The 23,291-nt window shown below is 61.8% G+C and carries 23 protein-coding genes and 1 pseudogene; 6 read left to right on the top strand and 18 right to left on the bottom strand.

Annotated features, from left to right (window positions below):
* The first annotated feature begins 68 nt into the window (after positions 1-68).
* Positions 69-1,346 (top strand): L-lactate MFS transporter, encoded by a 1,278-nt coding sequence (locus tag RAK07_RS01280; RefSeq protein ID WP_305731053.1) that lies wholly within the window; start codon positions 69-71, stop codon positions 1,344-1,346.
* Positions 1,347-1,371: 25 nt separating this feature from the next.
* On the opposite strand, the gene RAK07_RS01275 is transcribed toward RAK07_RS01280, so the two are convergent.
* The 7 genes from RAK07_RS01275 to RAK07_RS01245 all read right to left on the bottom strand — a co-directional run bounded on the left by RAK07_RS01275 (position 1,372) and on the right by RAK07_RS01245 (position 7,585).
* Positions 1,372-1,905: a YaeQ family protein gene (locus RAK07_RS01275; RefSeq protein ID WP_305731052.1), complete on the bottom strand. Its 534-nt coding sequence runs from the start codon at positions 1,903-1,905 to the stop codon at positions 1,372-1,374.
* Positions 1,906-2,120: 215 nt separating this feature from the next.
* Positions 2,121-3,239, bottom strand: coding sequence for a M20/M25/M40 family metallo-hydrolase (locus RAK07_RS01270; protein ID WP_305731051.1), 1,119 nt, complete (start codon positions 3,237-3,239; stop codon positions 2,121-2,123).
* 33 nt (positions 3,240-3,272) lie between these two features.
* Positions 3,273-3,755 (bottom strand): transcription elongation factor GreAB, encoded by a 483-nt coding sequence (locus RAK07_RS01265; protein ID WP_305731050.1) that lies wholly within the window; start codon positions 3,753-3,755, stop codon positions 3,273-3,275.
* Positions 3,752-4,216: a YaiI/YqxD family protein gene (locus tag RAK07_RS01260; protein ID WP_305731049.1), complete on the bottom strand. Its 465-nt coding sequence runs from the start codon at positions 4,214-4,216 to the stop codon at positions 3,752-3,754. Before RAK07_RS01260 ends, RAK07_RS01265 begins: the two co-directional genes overlap by 4 nt.
* 27 nt (positions 4,217-4,243) lie before the next feature.
* Entirely contained in the window at positions 4,244-5,881 is a 1,638-nt protein-coding gene (locus tag RAK07_RS01255; RefSeq protein WP_305731048.1) for an ABC-F family ATP-binding cassette domain-containing protein, read from the bottom strand.
* Positions 5,882-6,082: 201 nt separating this feature from the next.
* The gene (locus tag RAK07_RS01250) at positions 6,083-7,348 is read right to left on the bottom strand and encodes a MerR family transcriptional regulator (protein ID WP_305731047.1); all 1,266 of its coding nucleotides are present in this window, start codon (positions 7,346-7,348) and stop codon (positions 6,083-6,085) included.
* 51 nt (positions 7,349-7,399) lie between these two features.
* Entirely contained in the window at positions 7,400-7,585 is a 186-nt protein-coding gene (locus tag RAK07_RS01245; RefSeq protein ID WP_305731046.1) for a MerR family transcriptional regulator, read from the bottom strand.
* A gap of 249 nt (positions 7,586-7,834) precedes the next feature.
* On the opposite strand from RAK07_RS01245, the gene RAK07_RS01240 reads away from it, so the two are divergent.
* Together RAK07_RS01240 and RAK07_RS01235 are read left to right on the top strand one after the other, a co-directional pair.
* On the top strand, positions 7,835-8,509 hold the full coding sequence (locus RAK07_RS01240) for a type 1 glutamine amidotransferase domain-containing protein (RefSeq protein ID WP_305731045.1): 675 nt from the start codon (positions 7,835-7,837) through the stop codon (positions 8,507-8,509).
* A gap of 80 nt (positions 8,510-8,589) precedes the next feature.
* Positions 8,590-9,144: pseudogene (locus RAK07_RS01235) on the top strand (DsbA family oxidoreductase); the annotation flags it as partial.
* Between the two features lie 125 nt (positions 9,145-9,269).
* Here RAK07_RS01235 and RAK07_RS01230 read toward each other — a convergent pair.
* Together RAK07_RS01230 and RAK07_RS01225 are read right to left on the bottom strand one after the other, a co-directional pair.
* Entirely contained in the window at positions 9,270-9,587 is a 318-nt protein-coding gene (locus RAK07_RS01230; RefSeq protein WP_305731044.1) for a helix-turn-helix domain-containing protein, read from the bottom strand.
* Positions 9,584-9,910, bottom strand: coding sequence for a type II toxin-antitoxin system RelE/ParE family toxin (locus RAK07_RS01225; protein WP_305731043.1), 327 nt, complete (start codon positions 9,908-9,910; stop codon positions 9,584-9,586). Before RAK07_RS01225 ends, RAK07_RS01230 begins: the two co-directional genes overlap by 4 nt.
* 121 nt (positions 9,911-10,031) lie before the next feature.
* On the opposite strand from RAK07_RS01225, the gene RAK07_RS01220 reads away from it, so the two are divergent.
* On the top strand, positions 10,032-10,688 hold the full coding sequence (locus RAK07_RS01220) for a methyltransferase (protein ID WP_305731042.1): 657 nt from the start codon (positions 10,032-10,034) through the stop codon (positions 10,686-10,688).
* Positions 10,689-10,815: 127 nt separating this feature from the next.
* Here the strand turns inward: RAK07_RS01220 and RAK07_RS01215 are convergent, their stop codons facing one another.
* From RAK07_RS01215 to RAK07_RS01185, 7 genes are all read right to left on the bottom strand, one after another.
* Entirely contained in the window at positions 10,816-11,973 is a 1,158-nt protein-coding gene (locus tag RAK07_RS01215; protein ID WP_305731041.1) for a Fic family protein, read from the bottom strand.
* Between the two features lie 635 nt (positions 11,974-12,608).
* Complete coding sequence (locus RAK07_RS01210; protein ID WP_305731040.1) at positions 12,609-13,022, bottom strand: type II toxin-antitoxin system VapC family toxin; 414 nt, start codon at positions 13,020-13,022, stop codon at positions 12,609-12,611.
* Positions 13,019-13,264, bottom strand: a complete 246-nt coding sequence (locus RAK07_RS01205; RefSeq protein ID WP_305731039.1) for a ribbon-helix-helix domain-containing protein — start codon at positions 13,262-13,264, stop codon at positions 13,019-13,021. The genes RAK07_RS01210 and RAK07_RS01205 overlap by 4 nt, the downstream gene beginning before the upstream one ends.
* Before the next feature lie 123 nt (positions 13,265-13,387).
* Entirely contained in the window at positions 13,388-14,620 is a 1,233-nt protein-coding gene (locus RAK07_RS01200; protein ID WP_305731038.1) for an LL-diaminopimelate aminotransferase, read from the bottom strand.
* A gap of 67 nt (positions 14,621-14,687) precedes the next feature.
* On the bottom strand, positions 14,688-15,488 hold the full coding sequence (dapB, locus tag RAK07_RS01195; RefSeq protein ID WP_305731037.1) for a 4-hydroxy-tetrahydrodipicolinate reductase: 801 nt from the start codon (positions 15,486-15,488) through the stop codon (positions 14,688-14,690).
* A gap of 91 nt (positions 15,489-15,579) precedes the next feature.
* Positions 15,580-16,452, bottom strand: coding sequence for a 4-hydroxy-tetrahydrodipicolinate synthase (dapA, locus tag RAK07_RS01190; protein ID WP_305731036.1), 873 nt, complete (start codon positions 16,450-16,452; stop codon positions 15,580-15,582).
* Positions 16,453-16,592: 140 nt separating this feature from the next.
* Positions 16,593-17,621, bottom strand: coding sequence for an LOG family protein (locus tag RAK07_RS01185; RefSeq protein ID WP_305731035.1), 1,029 nt, complete (start codon positions 17,619-17,621; stop codon positions 16,593-16,595).
* Positions 17,622-17,737: 116 nt separating this feature from the next.
* Between RAK07_RS01185 and RAK07_RS01180 the strand changes: the two genes are divergently transcribed.
* On the top strand, positions 17,738-19,381 hold the full coding sequence (locus tag RAK07_RS01180; protein WP_305731034.1) for a peptidylprolyl isomerase: 1,644 nt from the start codon (positions 17,738-17,740) through the stop codon (positions 19,379-19,381).
* Between the two features lie 39 nt (positions 19,382-19,420).
* Complete coding sequence (locus RAK07_RS01175) at positions 19,421-20,311, top strand: phosphoribosylaminoimidazolesuccinocarboxamide synthase (RefSeq protein ID WP_305731033.1); 891 nt, start codon at positions 19,421-19,423, stop codon at positions 20,309-20,311.
* Positions 20,312-20,402: 91 nt separating this feature from the next.
* Here the strand turns inward: RAK07_RS01175 and RAK07_RS01170 are convergent, their stop codons facing one another.
* Both RAK07_RS01170 and RAK07_RS01165 read right to left on the bottom strand, forming a co-directional pair.
* The gene (locus tag RAK07_RS01170; RefSeq protein ID WP_305731032.1) at positions 20,403-20,810 is read right to left on the bottom strand and encodes a bacteriohemerythrin; all 408 of its coding nucleotides are present in this window, start codon (positions 20,808-20,810) and stop codon (positions 20,403-20,405) included.
* A gap of 1 nt (position 20,811) precedes the next feature.
* Positions 20,812-23,289, bottom strand: coding sequence for a Lon protease family protein (locus tag RAK07_RS01165; RefSeq protein WP_305731031.1), 2,478 nt, complete (start codon positions 23,287-23,289; stop codon positions 20,812-20,814).
* Positions 23,290-23,291 lie beyond the last annotated feature (2 nt).

Genomic DNA, 23,291 nt, shown 5'->3' with positions numbered 1-23,291 from the left:
GTTCATCCCCTGGCCTCTTTTCGTACCATGCGGAACAGTTTTTCAAAACCCTGACAGGGGGGACTCCCGTGCAACCGACACACAACCGCTGGATCGTTGCCGCCGCCGGCACCCTGCTGATGATCTGCCTCGGCACGGTCTACGCCTGGAGCTTTTTCCAGAAGCCGCTGACGGACAGCTACGGCTGGAGCAACAGCCAGGTTGCCTGGGCCTTCAGCCTTGCCATCTGCTGTCTCGGTCTGGCTGCGGCGGCCGGGGGGCTGCTGTTGCCGAAACTGGGACCGACCCGGCTGGCCCAGGCGGGAGGCATCCTGTTTGCCGCCGGCTACCTGGTGGCGGCCCTGGCCCTCTCCCTGCGCTCCTTGCCGCTCCTCTACCTGGGGTACGGCCTGCTGGGGGGTACCGGGCTCGGACTCGGCTACGTCACGCCGGTGGCCACAGTGGCCCGTTGGTTTCCCGACCGCAAGGGGTTCGCCACCGGCCTGGTGGTTATGGGGTTCGGCTTCGGCGCCCTGCTCATGTCCAAGGTCATCGCCCCGTTCCTGCTGCAGCTTTTTCCCGGCAACCTTCCCGCAGCGTTCACCGCCATGGGGGGACTGTTCCTGCTGGTGACGGTCCCGGCCGCAACCGGCATCGTCAACCCGCCCCCCGGCTGGCAGCCGGCGGGGATGGTGCAGCCGGCCACCGCTACCGCCGCCGCAGCGGGCAGCGGCAGCCGCAGCGCCCGTGACTGCATCCTCTCCGGTGATTTTGCCCTGCTCTGGCTGATCTTCTTCTGCAACATCGCCGCCGGCATCGCCATCATCGGCTTTCAGTCGCCCCTGTTCCAGGATATCTGCAGCAAGGCCGGGATGACCGCGGACCCGGCAACCCTGGCTCGCTACGGCGCAACCCTGATCGCGGTCAGCTCCCTGTTCAACGGCGTGGGCCGCTTTGTCTGGGGCGGCATTTCGGACCGGATCGGCCGCCGGGCAACCTTCCGCCTGCTGCTCGGCAGCCAGCTCGTCGCCTTTCTCCTGCTCATGCAGACCGGCTCCCCCTGGCTCTTCGCCCTGCTGGTCTGCTACATCCTGCTCTGCTACGGCGGCGGCTTCGGCACCATGCCGTCCTTCATCCTCGACCGGTTCGGCGCCGGACTGATGCCGGCCGTGTACGGCGCCATCCTCACCGCCTGGTCCGCCGCCGGCATTGCCGGGCCGCAGCTGGTGGCGCTGCTCAAGGACACCTATCCGGCAGGCCGGGCCGCCACCACCAGCTTTGCCCTGGGAGCCGCGTTCCTGCTGGCCGGTCTGCTCCTCTCCCTGCTGCTGCCGGCAACAGCAAAGAGCGCAGCGGAAACCGGCTGACCCGCAGACACGGGGCCGGAAGATATCAGCAAAGCCGCTGGAGCGCCGTCTCCAGGGTTTCGTCGCCGATGGTCAGGTAGCAGACCCCTTCGGTAATGGTGATGGACCAGGAAACGACCCGCTCCAGCCGCTCCACCAGGGCCGCGAGAAACGGCTGGTCAATGGCGATGACGGTCAGGTTGGCGACACCGGCCAGCCGGGGCAGATGCTGCTGCTGCCAGGTCGCCAGGGCCCGGCCGCAGGCCAGCAACGCCACCCGTTCGGCATGGCGGCCAGCCTTGACGATCCGGTCGCTCTCGGGCAGCCCCACCTCAACCCACAGCCGTACCCGGTCGTCACCCCCCTTGACCCAGATATCCGGCTCATCGCCGGCGCAGAGCCCCTTGGTGAAGGTCAGCCCCTCCTCGTAAAACACAGCAAGGGCCAGCAGCCGGGCCGCCAGCCGCTCCGCGGTCTCGGAGGGATGCCGGGCCGCGGTTGCGGTCAGGGTTTCGTACACGCCGCGGTCGATGTCGGACAGGGTGATGGTTGCCTTGTGGATGGTTGCGGTGAGTGCCATGGTGCTCCTTTATTAGCAGGCCGCTCAAAAACAGCCATCTCGCCGCCGTCCTCAAAAGCCCCCGTGTGCGGCGTAGCGCTGCTACGCCTCCGTGGGGCTTTTTGCGGGTGCGACGATCTGACTATTTTTGAACAACCTGAGTTTTTCAACAACCTGTTAGCGGAAGAGCCACCCGAGGCGGAGTGATTTGTGCGGCGGGTCGCCGGGTTTCCCTGTCACGCGCCGGTCAGGATGGCCGCCACCCATTGCGCCAGCAGCGTCAGTTGGGATACGGCCATCCGCTCTTCGCAGGTATGGACCTTTTCAAAACCGCAGCAGAGCACGGCCGTGGGAATACCCCGCTCGTTGAAAAAATTGGCGTCGGAACCGCCGCCGGTGGAGCGGTGGCGCACCGGCAGGCCGAGACGCCGGGCCGCGGCTTCGGCACGGCGCACCGGAACAGCGTCCGGATCGAGCCGGTACGAACGGTAGTTGGAACGCACGCTGATCTCCACCCGGCCGTCCGCTTCCCGGGCCGCATCCTCCAGGGCCTGCCGCATCAGCGCCACCTGCTCCGCCAGACGGGTTGGGTCGGTGGAGCGGGCCTCGGCGCTCAGCTCGCAGCGGTCGGGGACAATATTGGTCGGCCCGTCGGCCCGGATACTGCCGATATTGGCCGTGGTTTCGTCGTCGATCCGCAGCAGTTGCATCCGTGCAATGGCCGTGGCTGCAATCCGTATGGCGGAAATCCCCTCCTCCGGCGCGATACCGGCATGGGCGGCACGGCCGTGAATCACGGCGGACAGCCGCACCTGCTCCGGTGCCCTGACCACGATCTCCCCCACCGGCCCGCCGGCATCCAGCACGAACCCGCAGCGGGAAACAATCGATGTCATGTCGAACTGCTCGATCCCCAGAAGCGACAGCTCCTCGGCCACGCTGAACACCAGTTCCAGCGGCGGATGGGGCAGCCCCTGCTCCCGGACAGCGGAGATCCCTTCCAGCACCGCCGCCAGCCCGGCCACGTCGTCGGCCCCCAGCACGGTGCTGCCGTCGCTGACGATGTACTCCCCCTCGTGCCGCGGCTTCACCCCGGCGCCGGGCACCACCCGGTCCATGTGGCAGGAAAAGAGCAGCGTCTCGCCGGGACCGGTGCCCGCCAGCGTGGCGTACAGGTTGCCGGCGGTGCCCCCCAGCCGCGTGCCGGCGTCGTCCTCGGTCACCGTGAACCCCAGGTCGTGCAGGAGCGCGGTCAGCCGGTCGGCCATGGCCCGTTCCCGGGTCGGCTCGGCGTCGATGGCGCACAACTCGATAAATGTCGTCAGCAGGCGTTCGGCGTTAATGGCAGGTGTCATGGCAGGGCATCCGTAGTGGTGTGTGCCGCGGCGTCAGGTCACGGCCACGACAGTGTAGACCGTCCCCGTGCCGGCGTCCACCCCTTGCAGCTCATCGCCCATGGTGAGCCCCAGCAGCCGCTTCCCCAATGGCGCGGCCGGGGTGATCACCACGATCTCCCCCTCGGGAGCGGCCAGCTTCATACCACCGGCCCGGGGGCCGATGAACAGCCGCCGTTCCCTGCCCTCTTCGTCCTCCAGGGTCACCAGGGCGCTCAGGCGCAGCGGCGTGTCGGCGTCGAACGTCTGCAACTCAAGGCTGCGGTAGGCCTCCAGGGCTTGCCGGATCTCCTGGGCCCGGTTGGCCTGTCCCTGGGCAAGGTAAGATGCCTCCAGGGCGGTGGTGTCGTACTTGTTGTCCGGCTGGCACTCCTCGTGGGTGGCGGCATGGTGGGCATGCAGGGCCGCGGCGGTGAACAGGGCCAGATCGGCCTCAAGCCGGGCGATGATGGCGGCAACGAGCTGTTGTTTGGTCATGGCCGCTCTCCCCGCAGCAGCTTGTGCAGCAGGCTGTCCAGGGCCGAGGCAAAGCGGTTGCGGTCGCTCATGCTGAAGGGCGGCGGTCCGCCCCCCCGGATCATGCCGGTATCGCGCAGCTCAGACATCAGGTCACGCAGCGCCAGGCGGTCGCCGATGGACTCCTCGCTGTACTGTTCGCCGCGCGGGTCCAGGGCAATGCCCCCCTTGGCCACGATCCGGGCCGCCAGCGGCACATCGGCGGTCACCACCAGGTCGGTGGGGGCGGCCTGCTCGGCGATGTAGTCGTCGGCCACGTCAAAACCGTCGGCCACCACAATGGTCTCCACCAGCGGGCCGTCGTGCCTGGACAGGCTCTTGTTGGCCACCAGGCACAGGGGCACCTGCAGCCGGCTTGATGCCCGGAACAGGATCTCCTTCACCACCCGCGGGCAGGCATCGGCATCGATCCAGATCTTCATACCACGCACCGTCCCGACCTCCCCCTGCTACAGGGACAGGTCGCAGTGTCCCTGGCAGAGCCGGTCCCGCTCGGCCGCCACCTCGGCGCTCTCCAGGTAGTCGTCGAAGCTCATCTTCCGGTCGATGATCCCGCCGGGGGTGAACTCCACGATCCGGTTGGCCAGGGTGTTGACGAACTCGTGGTCGTGGGAACTGAAGAGCAGCACCTCGCTGAAGGCGATCAGGCCGTTGTTCAGGGCGGTGATCGACTCCAGGTCCAGGTGGTTGGTCGGCTCGTCCAGCACCAGGGCGTTGGCGTTCAGCAGCATCATCCGCGCCAGCATGCAGCGGACCCGCTCACCGCCGGAGAGCACCGAGGCCTTCTTGGTGGCCTCGTCACCGGAGAACAGCATCCGCCCCAGGAAGCCACGGGCAAAGGACTCACCTTCCGTGGGGGGTGAATACTGCCCCAGCCATTCGATCAGGTTCAGGTCGTTGTCGAAATAGGCGGCATTTTCCTTGGGGAAGTAGGCGCGGGTGATGGTCACCCCCCAGCGGAAGCTGCCGGCGTCCGGCTCCAGCTCGCCGGCCAGGATCTGGAACAGGGTGGTCTTGGCCAGGCTGTTGCCGCCCACAAAGGCGATCTTGTCCCCTTTGCCCACGATCAGGTTCAGGTCCTTGAACACCGGGACCCCGTCGATCTCCTTGGAGAGGTTGCTGATCTCCAGGATCACGTCGCCGCAGGGGCGCTCCGGCTTGAAGACCACAAAGGGGTACTTGCGGGACGACACCGGCATCTCCTCCACGGTCAGCTTCTCCAGCAGCTTCTTGCGGGAAGTGGCCTGCTTGGCCTTGGAGGCATTGGAACTGAAGCGCTGGATGAACTCCTTCAGTTCGGCCGCCTTGTCGGCTACCTTGCGGTTTTCGTCCTGCTTCTGCTTGAGGTTCAACTGGCTGGCCTGGTACCAGAAGTCGTAGTTGCCCACATAGACCTGAATCCGGCCGAAGTCGATATCGGCCACATGGGTACAGACCTGATTGAGGAAGTGACGGTCGTGGGAGACCACGATCACCGTGTTGTTGAAGCGGGACAGGAAATCCTCCAGCCAGGCGATGGTCTTCAGGTCCAGGTGGTTGGTCGGTTCGTCCAACAGCAGCACGTCCGGGTTGCCGAACAACGCCTGGGCCAGCAGCACCCGCACCTTCTCGCCCCCTTCCAGCTCCTTCATCTGCTTGTGGCGCAGCTCCTCGGGAATCCCCAGGCCGTTCAGCAGCACCGCCGCCTCGGACTCGGCCTCGTAGCCGTTCATCTCGGCGAATTCCGCCTCCAGCTCGGCGGAGCGGATGCCGTCCTCCTCGGTAAACTCACCCTTGGCGTAGATCGCCTCCCGGGCGGTCATCACCTCGTACAGCCGGGGATGCCCCATGATGACGGTGTTGAACACGGTGTAGTCGTCAAAGGCGAACTGGTCCTGCTTCAGGAAAGCGATCCGCTCCCGGGGACCGACGCTGACCGTGCCGGAATCGGGCTCGGACAGACCGGCCAGAATCTTGAGGAAGGTGGACTTGCCGGCGCCGTTGGCGCCGATCAGGCCGTAGCAGTTGCCGGGCACGAACTTGATGTTCACATCCTTGAAGATGACCCGTTTGCCGTAGGCCAGACTGATGTTATTGGTACTGATCATGGTGTTCTCTCTTTCTGCGGTCACAAAAAAGAACCGCAGGGGGTCTCCCTGCGGCTCAGGTGCCTATAAGCTATAGCATATCATGGCCTGAATGGGCAATCACTAGCTGGCAGTCGTGCTCAGGAAGCAGCACGGGCGGCCGGTTGGCCGTCTTTTGAGTTATGAATGGTTCCCAGGAATTTGTGAGCGGAATCCGGGCCGCTATTTCTGCAGCACAAAGAAGGTATACCCATAGCTGGCCGAATACTTCCGGAACATCTCTATCTCGGCTTCCAGTCTGGCATACACCTCTTCCGCTTCAGCAATGCCGACGTTGCGCTGTTTCAGCTCCTCCATCCGCGCCAGCATCGGCGTGTAGTAGTCATCCCACCAGGCGCTGTCCGGCAGGTTGAAGCTGTCGATCACCCGGTACCCGAAGTCAACACACCGTTGCCGAACATCACCGGCGGATTTCATCTCCGGGCAGGCTGCGGCAAAAAAGTCTTTCACCTCATCAGGTGGATTTTCGACAAACCAGCAGAGCTCGGTAAAGGCCAGATAGCCGCCCGGTTTCAGGTGGCGGGCGAATTCATGCAGGCCCCGCTCCAGGCCTATGATGAAGATTGATCCTTCGGCCCAGAGCAGATCGAAACGTTCCGGGGCAAACGGCATCTCCATCATCGACATTTCACAGGTCTCAACAGCCAGGCCGGCCTCTCCGGCTGCCTGGCTCAGGATCTTCAGCAGAGGCTGATGATTGTCGACCGCAACGACCTTTGTCTGCAACTCGTCGGCAAGCAGAAGGGTCTGAATTCCGGAGCCGCACCCGATATCCAGCACAGCGGGATTCGCCGGAAGATCGGCCAGCAGTCCCAGCGCACGCAGGGTTGCCTCCCGGCAGCCAGGTCCCTGCCTCGGCAGTTTCTCAAACAGTTCGTAAAAATACTGCATCGTCATCGTATTCTCCATGGCTGCCGACCATTTACGGATCAGCAGCGCTTCTTTCTCTGAAATGCCCAGCGACAGCAGAAAGGCGTGGTGGGCCGTGGGCTCCTGCCGCTCGAACTCCATGTGCAGCTTTTTCATGGCGGCGTCATCCATACCGGCAGCGCGCAGCATAGCAACAAACATCTCCTTGTTCACTGAGGCGCCCGGGCCACCCGCCCCCTGCACCTTCAGCATGCCGGCCAGCAGCCGTTGCTTGGTGCGCAGCGCCTCGATCTCCACACCGATCTCATCCAGCCGCCGCCGCAGCACCGTGGTTGAATCGTCACCGCTTGTGGCCAGGATCGCCCTGATCCCCTCAATGTCCATCCCGGCCCGGCGCAGGGAGCAGATCGACTCCAGCCGGGCACGGTCCGCGGGCGAGTACTGGCGATAACCGGCCTCGCTCCGTCCCGAGGGGGAGAGCAGGCCGATCCGGTCGTAGTAGAGCAGGGTACTGCGGGAGAGCCCGAACTGCTCTGCCAGTTGTGTAATGCGAAACATAACCTCTCCGGTGCTGAATGTCCCCGGCACGCGGCCGGGGACGCAGCGGTATCAGACGGATTTCGCCCGTATCTCGCTGATCTTGTCGGCCGGCAGCCCCAGCCACTCCAGGAAGCTCTGGTGGCCGGCCGGATTCTCCTGTTCGAACAGCCGATGCCACGTTTCCATCGCCGCCTGATCCAGGCCGATGGCCTTAAAGCGAGCCACCCACTCATCTACGCTTACCTTTGCACTCATTCTCGTTCTCCTTTGCAGGTATGAAATCTGTATATCATGGCCATGACAAGGACAACGCTAAACTGTGAAGCGATAGACGGGTCAACACTAGTTTCGAAAAATAACAGCTGCCGATTGGCGGCCTGCTGCATGACGAATAGCGCCGTGTGGATTGGACAATAGTCCCTTTAATCAAAGAAAGGGGTATACTATATGTGCCTGGGCGGGAACAGGCGCCGCCGGTGACAGCAGACACAAGGAGGTACGGTCATGAAGATACTGATGGTTCTTACATCGCACGATGAACTCGGCACCACCGGCCACAAGACCGGATTCTGGCTGGAGGAGTTTGCCGCCCCCTATTACGTCTTCAAGGATGCCGGAGCGGACATCACCCTGGCCTCACCCAACGGGGGACAACCACCGCTGGACCCCAAGAGCGCGGAGAAAGATTTCCAGACCCCGGCCACCGAACGATTCAACAACGATGCGGCGGCGCAGGCCGCATTGGCGCAGACCGTACCGCTGAAAACGGTATGCGCGGATGATTACGATGCGGTCTTTTACCCCGGCGGCCATGGCCCGTTGTGGGACCTCGCCGAAGACAAGAATTCCATCGCCCTGATCGAGGCCATGTATAGCACAGGGAAACCGGTCGCCGCGGTCTGCCACGCCCCCGGGGTGCTGCGCTATGCCCGGAATACGGATGGCACGCCGCTGGTGCAGGGGAAAGGGGTCACCGGATTTTCCAACAGTGAAGAGGCCGCAGTCGGTCTGACCGAGGTTGTGCCGTTCCTGGTGGAGGATGAACTGCGCAAGGCCGGTGGCAGCTATACCAAAGCGGCCGACTGGCAGCCCCATGTGGTCAGGGACGGCAACCTGGTCACCGGCCAGAACCCGGCCTCGTCGGAACCGGTTGCCCGGGAGCTCTTGAAACTGCTGTGATAGTCCACAGCAAGGGGGATACCATGGACAGTGCACCCGTACTGGAGGTCTTTTTCGATTACGTCTGACCCTGGTGCTACCTCGGTACCGTGCGTACCGACCGCCTCGTGAAAAACTACGGAATCCGGATTCGCTGGAGCTGCTTCCCGCTGCACCCCGAAACCCCGCCGGAAGGGACAGAGCTTACCGAGCTCTTCGCCGGGCGGGAGGCTATGATCCGGGACATGCAGGCCCGGCTGCTGCAGGTTGCCGCAGCAGAAGGCCTGCCCCTGACCACCCGCAGCCGCACCTACAACAGCCGCCTTGCCCAGGAGCTGGGAAAATTGGCAGAAAAGCAGGGACGCGGCGAGCAGTTCCATCAGGCCGTCTACCGGGCCTATTTTGTGGACGGGGTCAACATCGCTCAAAGTGACGAGTTGGTGCGGATCGCCGTCAGCGCCGGGCTGGCGGCGGATGAGGCGCAGAAGGTGCTGGCGGAGCGAAGCTATGCAGCAGCGGTGGATGCCGATTGGCAGCGGTCCAGGGATCTCCGCATCACCGCAGTACCGGCCCACCTTTTCGGAGATAGACGATTGGTCGGCTTTACCGGCTATGAGGATTTCGTGAAGCTGATCGGGAACCCTGCTGCTACCTAGGGAAGAAACTCATGGTGGGGGGCAGGCTTGACTTTCTGCCCCTGGCCAACGGCTGGTCAGCCCCGGCCAGGTTGTTCAGCTCTCTCCGCGCCAGCGCATCGGTCTTTATTCATTGTGTGCCTTTTTCAAACCGCCTTTGCCGGTACCAGATGAACTTCCAGCTTGCATCCCACAGCCTGAGCGTACTTCTTCAAGGTGGCAATGCTCGGCGAATGCCGGTTATCCGAGAGTGCCGTTTCAAGCCGGGTGACAGCCGGAGCCTTGGTTCCCATCTTTTCAGCCACCTCGGCCTGGGTCAAACCGGCTCGCTGTCGCGCCTGCAACAATTCGCGCAACAGGGTAAATTCTGTTTCCAGCTCGTCATAGGCAGCCACAAACTCCGGATCTTTTTTCCACTCGGCCACCATCTGCTGATGCGATTTTGTCGGTGATTTGCTACTCATGATCCACACACCTCTTTCTGTCGTTTCCGTGCTATGTCCAATTCACGCTTGGGTGTTTCCTGGGTCTTCTTGATAAAGGAGTGCAGCACGACAATCCGTCGCCCTACCATCGTGCAATAGAAAACCCGTGCAATCCCTTCCCTGCCGCGCGGCCGCAACTCGAACAGCCCGCCTCCCATGGCCCGTGAATGGGGCATGCGCAGATCGAGACCAAATTCTTCAAGCAATTCGGTCAGGCGGACATAGGCGGCCCGAATGCCGACCGGCATGGCCGCAATCTCAAGCCTGACATCCTCGCTGTAGTAGTAAATATTCCACGGCATAATCCTTGGTAACATATTTGTTATTTTGGATGCAACAAAAAAGGCGACCAATCGGTCGCCTCCATATTAAGAAACAGGTAGTATGTCCCAAGAATTTCCCTCACGCTGATCGGAGTCACCCATGGACCACGCCTCACGCAACCGCCTCACCGACCGCCACCTTGAACGTTTCCCCGGTGAGACCCTCTTCGACCGCATTGCCCGCGCCGTCTGCCATGCAGGCTGCCTGCCGCGCAAGGAGCTTTACGAGGCATGGGAAGTGGCGCGGCGGGTGCGGCGACGTCTGCGGGGCGGCCGTGTCGTCGACCTCGCCTGCGGCCACGGCCTCCTCTCCGGTATCCTGCTGCTCCTCGACGATAGCTCCCCCCACGCCATCGGTATCGACCGGGCCCTGCCGCCGAGCGCGGCCAAGCTGCAGACCGTGCTGGAGGCCGCCTGGCCGCGCCTGGCCGGACGGGTGAAGCTGCGACTTGGGGAGCTTGAGGAGGTGGCATTGACGGCGGACGATCTGGTGGTCTCGGTCCACGCCTGCGGCGCCCTCACCGACCAGGTCATCGAACTGACCATCGCGGCGCGCGCCAAGCTGGCGGTACTACCGTGCTGCCACGATCTGGCGACCGGCGGCGGTGTGGCGTTTCGCGGCTGGCTGGACGGGCCGCTGGCAATGGATGTTGCCCGCGTCGGCCGCCTGCAGGCGGCCGGCTACCGGGTGGTGACGCAGACGATCCCGGCGGAGATTACGCCGAAAAACCGCTTGCTGCTGGCGGAGCCGGGCTGAGGGGATGGGCGACGTACTGCCGAATGGAAAAAGGCGACCATTGGCCGCCTTTTGAGTAAAATAAATTACGAAGGAAAAAACTTTTCGCTACGCTGATGTTAACGAAAAATTGTGCCATATATTTTCGTTAGCATATCGGCGTGGCACCCTCATTCAGTATAGTGATGTACTCGTCGTACACGAACAGCCGGTGGCGTTCCTTGCCGGTCAACTCCCGTACGATGTGCAGATCGGCCAACAGCTTGAGGGCGGTGGCGATCGTCGGACGGGTCAACCCGATAGCATCCGCAGCTTTCTGGATGGTGATGATAGGTTTATTCTGTAGATATTCGTGCAGCCGCAGCACCGACCCGGAAGCCCGACCCAGTGCCGCAACCCGCTGCCGGTCGCTGTTGAACAGCTCCTGTAGCCGCCGGGCAGTGGCAACCGCCTGTCCGGAGGTCTCCAGTACCCCTTCCAGAAAAAATTCCAGCCAGGTTTCCCAGCCTCCCTCCTGCCGCACCGCCTGTAGCAGATCGTAATAGCGATCACGATTGGCCTTGAAATAGAGGCTCAGATAGAGCAGCGGCTGACTCAGCGCCCCCTGGTCGCAGAGCAGCAGCGTAATGAGCAACCGTCCGAGCCGGCCGTTGCCGTCCAGGAACGGGTGAATCGTCTCGAACTGCACATGGGCCAGCGCTGCCTTGACCAGTAACGGGGTATGTCGGGCATGGAGATATTTCTCCAGTTCGCCCAGGCAATCCGGCAGAAACTCCGGCGGCGGCGGGACGAAGCGGGCATTACCGGGCCGGCGGCCGCCGATCCAGTTCTGGCTGCGGCGGAACTCACCGGGGGACTTGGTGCTCCCCCGTCCCGTTGCCATGAGCACCTCGTGAATCTCCCGGATCAGGCGGAGCGACAGGGGGAACCCCTCACGCAGGCGCTTCAGCCCGTGCTCCATGGCGGCGACGTAATTCGACACTTCCTGCACATCATCCAGCGGTACTCCCGGTGCCTCGGCGCTCTCGAACAGGAGCAGGTCGGCAAACGATGATTGGGTCCCCTCGATCTGCGAGGAAAGGAGCGCTTCCTTGCGAACATAGAAGTACAGGAACATAGATGTGTCCGGCAACAGCGCTGCCATGCCGTCCAGCCTCCCCAGGGCGCGGTTGGCCGTCTCCAACAGCTCAAAATGGCGCTCGGTCAGCGCCAGTGCCGCCATGGCAGGCAGCGGATCAGGGACAAAGGCCTGAAACTTCTCTCCCGCGGTCGTGGCAGTTATGTAGCGGCCGGTATTGGCTGACATGGCTACCCTCAAGGTAAAAACTTTTCGCTATCATGCTGCTAACGCAAAAACAATACCATAATTTTTCGTTAGGTGACAAGGGTGATAAAACAGAAAAGGCGGCCGATTGGCCGCCTTTCAAATAAATAGGTATGGTGTTGTCCCTGTATTTCCACCAGGAAATGCATCAGCGAATAGCAGTAAGTCAAGCCTGACCCCAGAGGTTCCCTCAATTCTGAAAGACCACACAAGTCGTTAAACAAAATGACGCCAGAAGAATTTGCAGCAAAACAGAACCAGAATCAAAAGACCGAAAAGCTAAGCTACTGCTGGTACTAACAATGGGGGAACGTCACACGGGCAGCGGAACCGAAAAGTATGACCTTCTCCGGATGGTATTTGGCAACCAGTTGTTGTTTCAGGCTTTCAATGCGCGACTGTAGTTCCTGTGTTGTCATGGCTCACCTTCCGGCAATAAACATATCTTAACTGCAACGGTTCAACAATTGGAAATTACGAACAAAAAAGGGGCGCTGCAATCAGCGCCCCTCTCGTTCACCCTACTTCAAATTCTTCTTTATCCTCTCCACCGCCTCAATCACATTCTCGCGGTGGCCGAAAGCCGGAGCTACCTTTTTCATACAAGTGGTCACAAATCACCTGTTTTTCTCTTGTGGCACCACCGCAAACTTCATTACCGCGAAATGCCGGTCAAAGGTAAATGCCTCGGCAAGCTTCATCCGCTCCATCACGGCAAAGCTGGTGCAATCCACGAAACTGAAATCCTGATCCCGATACTTGGTAAAAATCTCCCAGGCACGCTCCTCATCGGCCACCGTAACCGTCACGACCCTGACAAAGCCGCTCTCCTTCAGCTTCTGTCCAAAACTACGCGCCGCCTCATGGCCGATCCGATAGCGAATGAGAGTGACGGCTTCGGAAAATACGAAGTTGGTGGTAACAAGCGATAGCGAATTAGCGGCCAGATATGCCGCTGCGGCCGTATGATCTGCGTCATCACTGTCCACCAGCGCATACCAGGCCGCAGTATCCACAAAAATGCCGTTCACTTCTTTTTCCCGTACAGAACGGCATCATGATCGCGGGCAGTATGCTTACGACCACTGCTGCCAATGCCGACAATAGAATAGACCGGATCGTTTTCCGCCACTCCGGCAGGAGCAAACTTCTCGGTAATCATCTCGCGGATCAGGGCGGAAAGACTTTTCCTGGTCTTGCGCGACAAATCCAGCAGTATCTGGTATTGCCAGTCTTCGAGAGATATCTGGGTTCGGTGCTTGATTGCTTCCATAACTTGTGTCTCCCCGGAAAAACATTACATCAGATGTAACTTGCCGTCAATCTGCAGAAACGAGAAAGGGCGGCCTCATCAGCCGCCCTTCTGTAATCACATCAAGGAAAAGAACCGTTTCCATTACTTCAAATTCTTCTTTATCCTCTCCACCGCCTCAATCACATTCTCGCGATGGCCGAAGGCCGACAGCCGGAAGAACCCTTCGCCGGATGGGCCGAAGCCGCTGCCCGGCGTGCCGACCACGTTGCACTCCTTGAGCAGCTTGTCGAAGAAGTCCCAACTGCTCATGCCGCCGGGGGTCTTGAGCCAGATGTAGGGGGCATCCACCCCGCCGTAGCAGGTGACACCGGCGGCGGCCAGACCTTCACGGATGATGCGGGCGTTCTCCATGTAGTAGTCGATGATCTCCTTGGTCTGAGCCCACCCTTCGTCGCTGTACACGGCGGCAGCAGCGCGCTGCACCGGGTAGGAGGCGCCGTTGAACTTGGTGGTGGTGCGGCGCAGCCAGAGCTTGTTGAAGCTGTAGCGCTCACCCGTCGCGGTGGTGCCCATGACCTCTTCCGGCACGACCACCAGACCGCAGCGCACACCGGTGAAGCCGGCGGTCTTTGAGAAGGAACGGAACTCGATGGCGCACTTCTTGGCCCCTTCGATCTCGTAGATGGAGTGCGGGATCTCCGGGTTGGTGATGAACGCCTCATAGGCGGCGTCGAAGAAGATTACGGCATCGTTGGCCAGGGCGTAATCCACCCACTTCTTCAGTTCAGCCTTGGAGGCCACGGTACCGGTGGGGTTGTTGGGGAAGCAGAGGTAGATGATGTCCACCTTGCCGGTGGGCAGGGCCGGGATGAAGTTGTTGGCCTCATTGCAGGGCATGTAGACGATGTTCTGGTAGTAGCCCTTCTCGTCCGCCTCGCCGGTACGGCCGATCATGACGTTGGTGTCGTTGTAGACCGGATAGACCGGGTCGCCGATGGCCACCACGTTGTCCAGGGCAAAGATATCCAGGATATTGGCGCAGTCGCACTTGGAGCCGTCGGAGATGAACATCTCCTCGGTCTTGAGAGAAACGCCCAGCGGCTTGTAGGATTTCTCAATGATGGCGTTGATCAGCCAGTCATAGCCCTGCTCCGGGCCGTAACCGGCAAACTGGTCGGTGGTGGCCAGATCGTCCACTGCCTGATGGAAGGCCTTCAGCACGGCCGGGGCCAGGGGACGGGTCACGTCGCCGATACCCAGGCGGATGACCTTGGCATCAGGGTTGGCGGCGGTGAACTCCCGCACGCGGCGGCCGATCTCGGGGAACAAATATCCTGCTTTGAGCTTTAAATAGTTGTCGTTGATTTTTGCCATTGTTTCCTCACTTCTCAGTGTAGTGGTAGTTTATACATTTAGGGCGGCCAAAGCCGCCCCTTTTGATTTATTTCAGGCCAAGGACATCTTGCATATCGTACAGGCCGGGCGCCTTACCGACAATCCATTTTGCTGCCCGCACCGAGCCGCGGGAGAACATGTCCCGGGTCATGGCCCGGTGGGAGATCTCGATCCGCTCACCCTGGCCGATGAAGTAGACCGTGTGCTCGCCGATGATGTCGCCGCCCCGCACGGTCTGCATGCCGATCTCTTCCTTGGTCCGCTCGCCGCAGATCCCTTCACGGTGGTAGTTGGCCACCTGGTTGTAGTCGCGGCCCAAGGCCTCGGCCACCACCTCGCCCATCCGCACGGCAGTGCCGCTGGGGGAGTCCTTCTTCTTGTTGTGGTGCAGTTCCACGATCTCGACATCAAAGTCGTCACCCAGGGTCTTGGCCACGTCTTTGAGCACCTTGAAGCAGACGTTGACCCCAACGGACATGTTGGGGGCCAGCACGGCCGGGATGTCCTTGGCCAGCTCGGCGGCCAAGGCGCGCTCCTCGGGGGTGAAACCGGTGGAGCCGATGACGATGGCCTTTTTCTTCAGGCCGCAGATCTCCAGGTTTTTCAGCGACACCTTGGGAGTGGTGAAGTCGATCAGTACGTCGCACCCTTCGACCACCTTGTTCAGGTCGTCGGAAATGGCAACCCCCAGGGAGCCAACCCCGGCGATCAGGCCGGCATCCTGCCCCACCTGGGGATGCCCGGGGCGCTCAAGGGCGCCCGATATGGTGCAGCCCGCCTCGACGGCAGCGACGATGATCCGTTGGCCCATGCGGCCGGCAGCGCCGCAGACAGCAATCTTTATCATGACAATCCCTCGCATATGGAACCGTAGGGGCGCTGCTCGCCGCGCCCCTGTTGGGCGGAGCAAGCGCCGCCCCTACCAGAATCAAATGAATCTAGATCAGCTTGTACTCTTTCATGATCGCTACAAGCTTATTTTTGTTCGCCTCAGACATCGGCGCCAGCGGCAGGCGCACCTCGTCGGAGCACTTGCCCATCAGCCCCAAGGCGGTCTTGACCGGCACCGGGTTGCTCTCGATAAACATGGCGTTGCTGATCTTCAGTGTATCCAGATGAAGCTGGCGGGCCTTGGCCAGGTCACCGGCGAAATAGGCGTCAGTCAGGTCGCCAACCGCTTTGGGCATGATGTTGGCCAGCACCGAAATTACCCCTTTGGCGCCGCAGGCCATCATCGGGAAGGTGATGAAGTCGTCACCGGACAGCACATCGATCTGCTCGCCGCACAGGGCCAGCACTTCCGAGGCCTGCTGCAGCGACCCGGTGGCTTCCTTGATGGCCACGATGTTCTTGATGGGGGCCAGACGGGCCACGGTCTCGGGCAGCAGGTTGACCCCGGTACGGCCCGGCACGTTGTAAAGTATCTGCGGAATGGCCACGGCCTCGGCCACCGCCTTGTAGTGCAGGTAAAGCCCTTCCTGGGTCGGCTTGTTGTAGTAGGGGGTGACCAGCAGGCAGCCGTCGACGCCGGCCTCCTTGGACAGCTTGGTCAGCTCGATGGCTTCGGCGGTGGAGTTGGAGCCGGTGCCGGCAATGACCGGAACCCGCTTCTTCACCTGCTCCACCACGGTTTTCACCACCAGCATATGCTCGTCGTAATCCAGGGTGGAGGCCTCACCGGTGGTGCCGCAGGGGACGATGGCGTCGGTGCCCCCGCTGATCTGGAACTCCACCAGTTCCCGCAGCTTTTCCACGTCAACCGCGCCGTTGTTGAACGGCGTCACGATGGCAACAATACTTCCCTTAAACATACAGTTCCCCTCCCTTGAGGTGAAATCGGTTCGCTACCCCGGGAATCCCCGTTTTCACGCGGCCACGGCACCGATAGTGAGAAAACGGAGTATTTCCTATGATAAAAGTGGAATTTTTTACCACAGCGTCCCGGCAAATGTCAAAACGTGTTTATCCGGTTGATAAAGGCGATCAGCAGCCCGTAATGGAAACGGTTGAAGGGGAAGACCAGCCGGGGCAGCTGGGCCAGCTCCGGTTCGTCGGCCTCCACCTCCACCGGGCCGCAGCAGCTGATATGCCCCCCCTCCTGCAGCAGCTCGGGGAACTCCTCCTCCAGCGTGTGCACCTGTTCCGGGGCAAGCGGACGATTCAGGCGGATAATGGCCAGTTCGTCATGGAACCGGACCGAGTGATAGTTTTTGTAAAACGTCTCGATCACCGCGGCCGCTTCCTGTTCGTCCTTGGTGATGGTGAAAATGGAGAAGTCCTCGCCGGAGATCAGCCCCTTGATCAGCAACTGTTCCTTGACGAAGTCGAAAAACTGCTCCCAGAACCCCTCCTCGTCGTCCACCAGCACCAACGGCTTCGGGGAGGTCTTGCCGGTCTGTACCAGCGTGAACACCTCCATCGCCTCGTCCAGGGTGCCGAAGCCGCCGGGGAAGACCGCCACGGCGTCGGCTTCCTTGACAAAGGCCACCTTGCGGTTGAAGAAGTACTTGTAGGTGATCAGCCGGGGGTTCTTGTCCATGAACGGGTTGGGCTTCTGCTCGAAGGGAAGCCGGATGTTCACGGCAAAGGTGTTTTCCGCCCCGGACCCCTCGTTGCCGGCCTGCATGATGCCGGGGCCGCCGCCGGTGATGGTCATCCACCCCTGCGCCGCCAGCAGCCGGCTGAAACGGATGCATTTCTGGTAGATCGGTTCCTCGGGTTTGGTGCGGGCCGAGCCGAAAATGGTCACTTTCTTGCGGTTACGGTAGGGGCCGAAGACCCGCGTGGTGTAGCGCATCTCCCGCAAGGTGCGGTTGATCATCTTCAGGTCGGGCAGGTAGTCGTTCTCCTGGCCGATCTTCAGCGATGAGATGATCAGCTCCCGGATCAGCTCCGGCCGCTTGATTCCTTCCGTGGCATTGATCAGGCGGTCGATCAGGCGATCCACCTCCTCGTTGGTATGGGAAAAGCTCAGCTCCATGCATCCTCCCCGGCATGTCGTCTCTGATAAACAGTGGCGCGCACCGTAGCACAGTTCAAAAGCACTGTAAACCGCCGGACCGCCGGATTCACGACTTGCATTTCAGGAACTTACTCATGTACTATTACCCCTTTCAAATTTACGGAGAGAAGGAGTTCTTCCCGATGCTGGACCTGATGCGCAAGAAAAAGGAAACCTTTCTTATCAAGGCCATCTTCATCGTCATCGTGCTGTCGTTCATCGGCACCATTTTCCTGGTGTGGGGCAAAGGCGAGGAAGGGTTCAGCCGCAGCTCCGGCTACGCCGCCAAGGTGGACCGGACCGTCATCTCCTACGAGAGTTACCAGAATTCCTACCAGCGCCTGCGGGACATCTACCAGCAGGTGTTCGGCCCCGGCCTCACCCCCGAAGTGGAGAAAGAACTGAACCTGCGTCAGCAGGCCATCGACCGCCTGATCGACAACGTGCTGATCCAGAAGGCTGCCAAGGGGCTGGGAGTTACCGTCAGCAAGGACGAGGTGGCCGCTGCCATTGCCGTCATGCCGGCCTTCCAGCAAAACGGCGCCTTTGACTACGCTCTCTATCAGCAGACCCTGCGCACCAACCGGATCACCGCCAACGACTTCGAGGAGTCCCAGAAGCGGGATCTGCTCATCTCCAAGGCCCGCACCGCCGTGATGAACAAGACCACCATCAGCGACGACGAGCTGCTGAAGCAGTACCACCGTGAAAACGACAAGATCGAGCTTTCCTACGTTTCCTTTAGCGCCGCCGAGCTGGCGGCCGGCGTCAAGCCGACCGACGCCGACCTGGAAGATCACCTGAAAAAGAACGCCGAGCGTTTCAAGACCCCGGAAAAGATCGCCCTCACCTGGCTGCTGCTCCCCCACGCCACCCGCACCGAGGGCATCGCCCTTGCCGACGACGAGGTGGAGTCGTTCTACCGCAAGAATCTTGACCGCTACCTGGGCAAGGACAACAACGCCATCCCCTTGGAGCAGATCAGGGACCGGGTGAAAACCGACGCCCTGCGCCAGAAGGCGGCCAAGCAGCTCTATGAAAAGGCAGCCGACACCCTGTTCCAGAACATCAAGTCCGGCGACATCGCCCTGGTGGCCTCCAAGCTGGGGGCCCGCACCGAGCAGACCGCCCTGTTCACCGCCGCCGCCCCGCCGGCAGCCCTGGCCGGGGAAGCGACCCTGATCAAGAAGGCCTTTGAACTGAAGCAGGGGGAACTGGGGGGACCGGTGGAAACCGCCAAGGGGGTCTACATCTTCAAGGTGAGCGAGAAGAAGGCGGCCGAACTGCCGCCCCTGGCCCAGGTACGCGGGACGGTTGAGCAGCAGGTACGCCTTGCCAAGGCCGAGGAGCTGGCCCGCCAGAAGGCTGCCGAGGCCCAGAAGGCCCTGGCTTCCGGTGACGGCGGCCTGAAACTGAGCAGCACCCCGGCCTTCGGCTACAACGGCCAGGGCACCATACCCGGCATCGGCAGCTCCAAGCCGATGCTGGAGAAAGTGTTCGATCTGACCACCGCCGTCCCGGCCCCCACGGAACCGTTTCTGGTGGGTAACCGCTGGTATGCGGCACGCCTGAAGCAGCGGATCGCGGCGCCGGCCGACGGCTTCGCCTCCCGCAAGGAGGAGATCAAGGCCCGCCTGCTGCCGGTCCGCCAGGAGACCGCCCTGCGGGACTGGCTGAAGGAGCTGCGCGCAAAGGCCAAGATCGAGATCAACCCCGCACTGACCAGTGCCACCCCGTAAACTGGATACCATCACCACCCCATGCAAAAGGAGCACATCATGTCACAACCGGTCAAGCAAACCGATTTTCCCGACCTGAAACTGGTCAACCGCGGAAAGGTGCGCGACATCTACGATCTGGGCGACTCCCTGCTGATGGTCACCACCGACCGCATTTCAGCCTTTGACGTGATCATGAACGAGCCGATCCCGGACAAGGGCAAGGTGCTGACCAGGATATCGGAGTTCTGGTTCGGCCAGATCGCCGACATCATCCCCAACCACATCATCTCCACCAAGGTGGCCGACTACCCGGCCGTCTGCCAACCTTACGCCGAGGTGCTGGATGGGCGCTCCATGTGGGTGAAGAAGGCCCAGCCCCTGGCCGCGGAGTGCATCGTACGCGGCTACGTCTCCGGTTCCGGCTGGAAAGATTACAAGGCAACCGGCGCCATCTGCGGCATCAAGCTGCCGGAAGGGCTGAAAGAGTCCGACCGCCTGGAAGAGCCGATCTTCACCCCCTCCACCAAGGCGGAGCTGGGGGAGCACGACGAGAACATCACCTTTGAGCGGATGGCGGAGTTGTGCGGCCGCGACCTGGCCGAACAGGCCCGGGCCGCCACCATCGCCATCTACCGCCGTGCCCGGGAGATCGCCGACCAAAAGGGGATCATCATCGCCGATACCAAGTTCGAATTCGGCGTTTTTGAAGGCAAGCTGATCATCATCGACGAGTGTCTCACCCCCGACTCCAGCCGGTTCTGGCCCAAGGACCAGTACGCCCCCGGCGGCCCCCAGCCCAGCTTCGACAAGCAGTTTCTGCGGGACTACCTGGAAACCCTGGACTGGAACAAGACCGCCCCGGCCCCGGCCCTGCCGGAACTGATCGTGCGCAAGACCGGCGAAAAGTACAAGGAGGCGTTGCAGCGGCTCACCGGCATCACCCTCTGACCACTGCCCCCGGAAACGCGCAAACAACAACAGCCCCGATGGGAAACCATCGGGGCTGTTCGTTTCGGGCAGCCTCTACGGAGCGCGTCCGTTACTGCATCCGGTTCAGGTAGCGGCCGATGGCCCGGTCCTTCACCGAGATATGCTTGATCAGCCAGTCCAGCAGCATCTTGTTGGTATCCAGCACATGGTCCACCAGCACCTCGCCGTCCTGGTCGATCCGCTGCTTCAGGTCGGCAAGGCGTTCGCGGAAGGCATCGTGCTCCTGACGGTGGACCTCGTAGTCGGGAAAACCGCTCGTGCGCTGCAGCGCTTCCTCGTCCCGGAAATGGCTGATCACATAATCGTTCAGGAAGGTCACCAGGCGACGCAGCTCATCCCCCCCCTTGCCGTCCCGGCAGGCGGAGAGCAGCACGTCGAAGCGCTGCATCAGTTCCTTGTGCTGATTGTCAATCTGCTCAACCCCGATCGCCAGATCGTCGCGCCAACTGATTCCCATGTCACACCTCGGCCTTTCGTTTTTTATCGGCAGTTTTCTTGGTCGGTGCCTTCTTTTTGCGCTTCCCGGCAGGTTTATCGGCATCCTCGTCCGCGGCATGCAACCGCTCGTGCATCCGCTTGAGCGCCTGCTCCACCAGGTGAAAAACACTACCCCGGGGAAACCTGCCGGTCTTGCCCCGCTCGCCGGCCGGAATGCCGGTGAGCAGCTCGATCCCCTGGGCCACGGTCTCGATGCTCCAGATATGGAAGGTACCGGCGCGCACCGCCTCCACCACCTCTTCCCTGAGCATCAGGTGTCGTTCGTTGGCCTTGGGGATCAGCACCCCTTGGTGGCCGGTGAGCCCCTTGGCCTTGCAGACGGCGTAGAACCCCTCGATCTTGTGGTTGACCCCGCCGATGGGTTGGATCATCCCCCGCTGGTTCACACTGCCGGTGACCGCGATCCCCTGACGGATCGGCACCCCGGCCAGGGCGGACAGCAACGCGTACAGCTCGGTTGAGGAGGCGCTGTCCCCCTCCACGCCGTCGTAGTTCTGCTCGAAGCAGATGGAGGCGGAGAGGGTCAGTGGAAACTGTTGTGCAAAAACCCCGCCCAGATAGCCGGTGAGGATCATCACCCCTTTATCGTGGATCGGACCGGACAGCTTCACCTCCCGCTCGATGTTGACCATGCCGGCCTGCCCCAGCCAGGTGCGGGCGGTGATCCGCGAGGGACGGCCGAAGGTATGATCCCCCGCGGAGATGACCGACAGGCCGTTGATCTGGCCGATCACACCGCCGTCGGTGTCCACCATGATGGTGCCGTCCTCGAACATCTCCTGCATCCGCTCCTCGATCCGGTTCACCCGGTAGAGCTGCTCGTCGGCGGCCCGGCGGACGTCGGTGCAGGAGACCACCTGGCGGCCGTCCCGCTGGGCCCAGAAGCTGGCCTCCCGCACGAAATCGGCGATCTCCATGAAGCGGGAGGAGAGCTTGTACTGGTCGTCCACCATGCGTGCGGTGTACTCCAGCAGGCAGGCCACGGCCCGCCGGTCAAAGGGAAGCAGTTCCCGCTCCCGGCACAGCGTCGCCACAAACAGGGCGTATTCCCGCATCACGTCCGGCGTGCGGGCCACCCGGCTGTCGAACTCCGCCTTCACCTTGAAGAACTTGCGGTAGTCCGGGTCCAGGTAGTAGAGCAGGTAGTAGATCCAGGGGGTGCCCACCAGAACGATCTTGGCCGACAGCGGCACCGGCTCCGGCTTCAGCGACACCATGGTCATGAAGCGGTACTGCTCCAACACGTCCTCGATCCTGATTTCGGCAGTTCTGATGCAGCGCTTGAGGGCATCCCAGACAAAGGGATTGATCAGCACCTCCCGGGCGTCGATCACCAGGTAACCGCCGTTGGCCCGGTGCAGGGCGCCGGCCTTGATCATGGTGAAGTCGGTGACCGCCACGCCGCCGTACTGCATGACGTGCTCGATCCGGCCGAACAGGTTGTTGTAGGTGGGGTTGGACTCGAAGACCACCGGCGCGCCGTCGGACTCCTCGTGGTCCACCAGCAGGTTTACTTCGTAGCGCTCAAAGGTCGGCTCCTGGCGGGGCAGCTTCAGGCCGGGGATCTGGGGCTGGGCCGGTTGCGGCTTGAAATCCTCCAGGTTCTTGAGAATGTCCTCCTGTACCGCCTCCAGGTAGGCCAGCACCTTGTCCAGGCCGGCGTACTTCTCCCGCAGCGGATCGAGGCGGTGTCCCAGGCAGGACATGCCCAGATCGCGGTCAGCCTGGGAAAGGGCCTCCTTGGTGGCCTTTTCGGTATCCCGCACCTGGCGCAGCACGTCGTTCAACCGCTCGGTCAGCAGCTTGCCGGTCTCTTCGAGCTGCTCCCGCTCCTCGTCGGACAGGGCCTCGTAATCCTCCTGGGTGAAGTTGTTGCCGTCCTTCTGGGGAACGATCACCAGGCCGGAAACGGTACGCTGCAGGGTGAACCCCCGCTCCTCCGCTTCTTTTTCCAGCTCCTGGAACAGGGCGTTGTTGTGATTCTGGTACTCCTCCAGGATTTCGCTGCGCCGGGACTCGTACTCCTTGCTTTCCAGAGCCTTGGGGATGTCGGTCCTGAAGGCTTCCACCAGCTCCTTCATGTCCGCGGCCAGCTCCTTGCCCTTGCCGGCCGGCAGCGACAGGGAAACCGGGTTGTCGGCATCCTTGAAGTTGTAGACGTAGAGCCAGTCGTTGGGGGCCGGCTCATCCTTGGCCCGCTGGCGCAGCAGGTTGCGGATGGTGGAGGTGCGGCCGGTGCCGGTCTGGCCGGAGATGTAGAGGTTGAAGCCGGTCTCCCGCACCCCCAGGCCGAATTCGATGGAACGCAATGCCCGTTCCTGCCCCACCGCATCCAGCAGATCCGGCAGGTCGGAGGTGGTCTCGAAGTCGAACTGCTCCGGATCGCAGGTCCAGCGCAGTGCGGAAACCGGCAGCTTTCGGGAATCAATAACAGACATGG

This window comes from Trichlorobacter ammonificans, from assembly GCF_933509905.1.
GTDB lineage: Bacteria > Desulfobacterota > Desulfuromonadia > Geobacterales > Pseudopelobacteraceae > Trichlorobacter > Trichlorobacter ammonificans.
The sequence above is the reverse complement of the archived record's forward strand: the minus strand, read 5'-3'. Positions and strand labels throughout refer to the sequence as shown.

Excerpts from the sequence above, each read along its gene's own strand:
- RAK07_RS01170 (WP_305731032.1), bottom strand. The coding sequence starts at position 20,810 with ATGGGAATCAGTTGGCGCGACGATCTGGCGATCGGGGTTGAGCAGATT.
- RAK07_RS01230 (WP_305731044.1), bottom strand. The coding sequence starts at position 9,587 with ATGAGTAGCAAATCACCGACAAAATCGCATCAGCAGATGGTGGCCGAG.
- RAK07_RS01270 (WP_305731051.1), bottom strand. The coding sequence starts at position 3,239 with ATGACACCTGCCATTAACGCCGAACGCCTGCTGACGACATTTATCGAG.
- RAK07_RS01225 (WP_305731043.1), bottom strand. The coding sequence starts at position 9,910 with ATGCCGTGGAATATTTACTACTACAGCGAGGATGTCAGGCTTGAGATT.
- RAK07_RS01165 (WP_305731031.1), bottom strand. The coding sequence starts at position 23,289 with ATGTCTGTTATTGATTCCCGAAAGCTGCCGGTTTCCGCACTGCGCTGG.
- RAK07_RS01175 (WP_305731033.1), top strand. The coding sequence starts at position 19,421 with ATGTCACAACCGGTCAAGCAAACCGATTTTCCCGACCTGAAACTGGTC.
- RAK07_RS01260 (WP_305731049.1), bottom strand. The coding sequence starts at position 4,216 with ATGAAGATCTGGATCGATGCCGATGCCTGCCCGCGGGTGGTGAAGGAG.
- dapB (WP_305731037.1), bottom strand. The coding sequence starts at position 15,488 with ATGATAAAGATTGCTGTCTGCGGCGCTGCCGGCCGCATGGGCCAACGG.
- RAK07_RS01185 (WP_305731035.1), bottom strand. The coding sequence starts at position 17,621 with ATGGAGCTGAGCTTTTCCCATACCAACGAGGAGGTGGATCGCCTGATC.
- RAK07_RS01220 (WP_305731042.1), top strand. The coding sequence starts at position 10,032 with ATGGACCACGCCTCACGCAACCGCCTCACCGACCGCCACCTTGAACGT.
- RAK07_RS01255 (WP_305731048.1), bottom strand. The coding sequence starts at position 5,881 with ATGATCAGTACCAATAACATCAGTCTGGCCTACGGCAAACGGGTCATC.
- RAK07_RS01250 (WP_305731047.1), bottom strand. The coding sequence starts at position 7,348 with ATGTTTCGCATTACACAACTGGCAGAGCAGTTCGGGCTCTCCCGCAGT.
- RAK07_RS01215 (WP_305731041.1), bottom strand. The coding sequence starts at position 11,973 with ATGTCAGCCAATACCGGCCGCTACATAACTGCCACGACCGCGGGAGAG.
- RAK07_RS01200 (WP_305731038.1), bottom strand. The coding sequence starts at position 14,620 with ATGGCAAAAATCAACGACAACTATTTAAAGCTCAAAGCAGGATATTTG.
- RAK07_RS01265 (WP_305731050.1), bottom strand. The coding sequence starts at position 3,755 with ATGACCAAACAACAGCTCGTTGCCGCCATCATCGCCCGGCTTGAGGCC.
- RAK07_RS01205 (WP_305731039.1), bottom strand. The coding sequence starts at position 13,264 with ATGGAAGCAATCAAGCACCGAACCCAGATATCTCTCGAAGACTGGCAA.
- RAK07_RS01245 (WP_305731046.1), bottom strand. The coding sequence starts at position 7,585 with ATGAGTGCAAAGGTAAGCGTAGATGAGTGGGTGGCTCGCTTTAAGGCC.
- dapA (WP_305731036.1), bottom strand. The coding sequence starts at position 16,452 with ATGTTTAAGGGAAGTATTGTTGCCATCGTGACGCCGTTCAACAACGGC.
- RAK07_RS01180 (WP_305731034.1), top strand. The coding sequence starts at position 17,738 with ATGTACTATTACCCCTTTCAAATTTACGGAGAGAAGGAGTTCTTCCCG.
- RAK07_RS01275 (WP_305731052.1), bottom strand. The coding sequence starts at position 1,905 with ATGGCACTCACCGCAACCATCCACAAGGCAACCATCACCCTGTCCGAC.
- RAK07_RS01240 (WP_305731045.1), top strand. The coding sequence starts at position 7,835 with ATGAAGATACTGATGGTTCTTACATCGCACGATGAACTCGGCACCACC.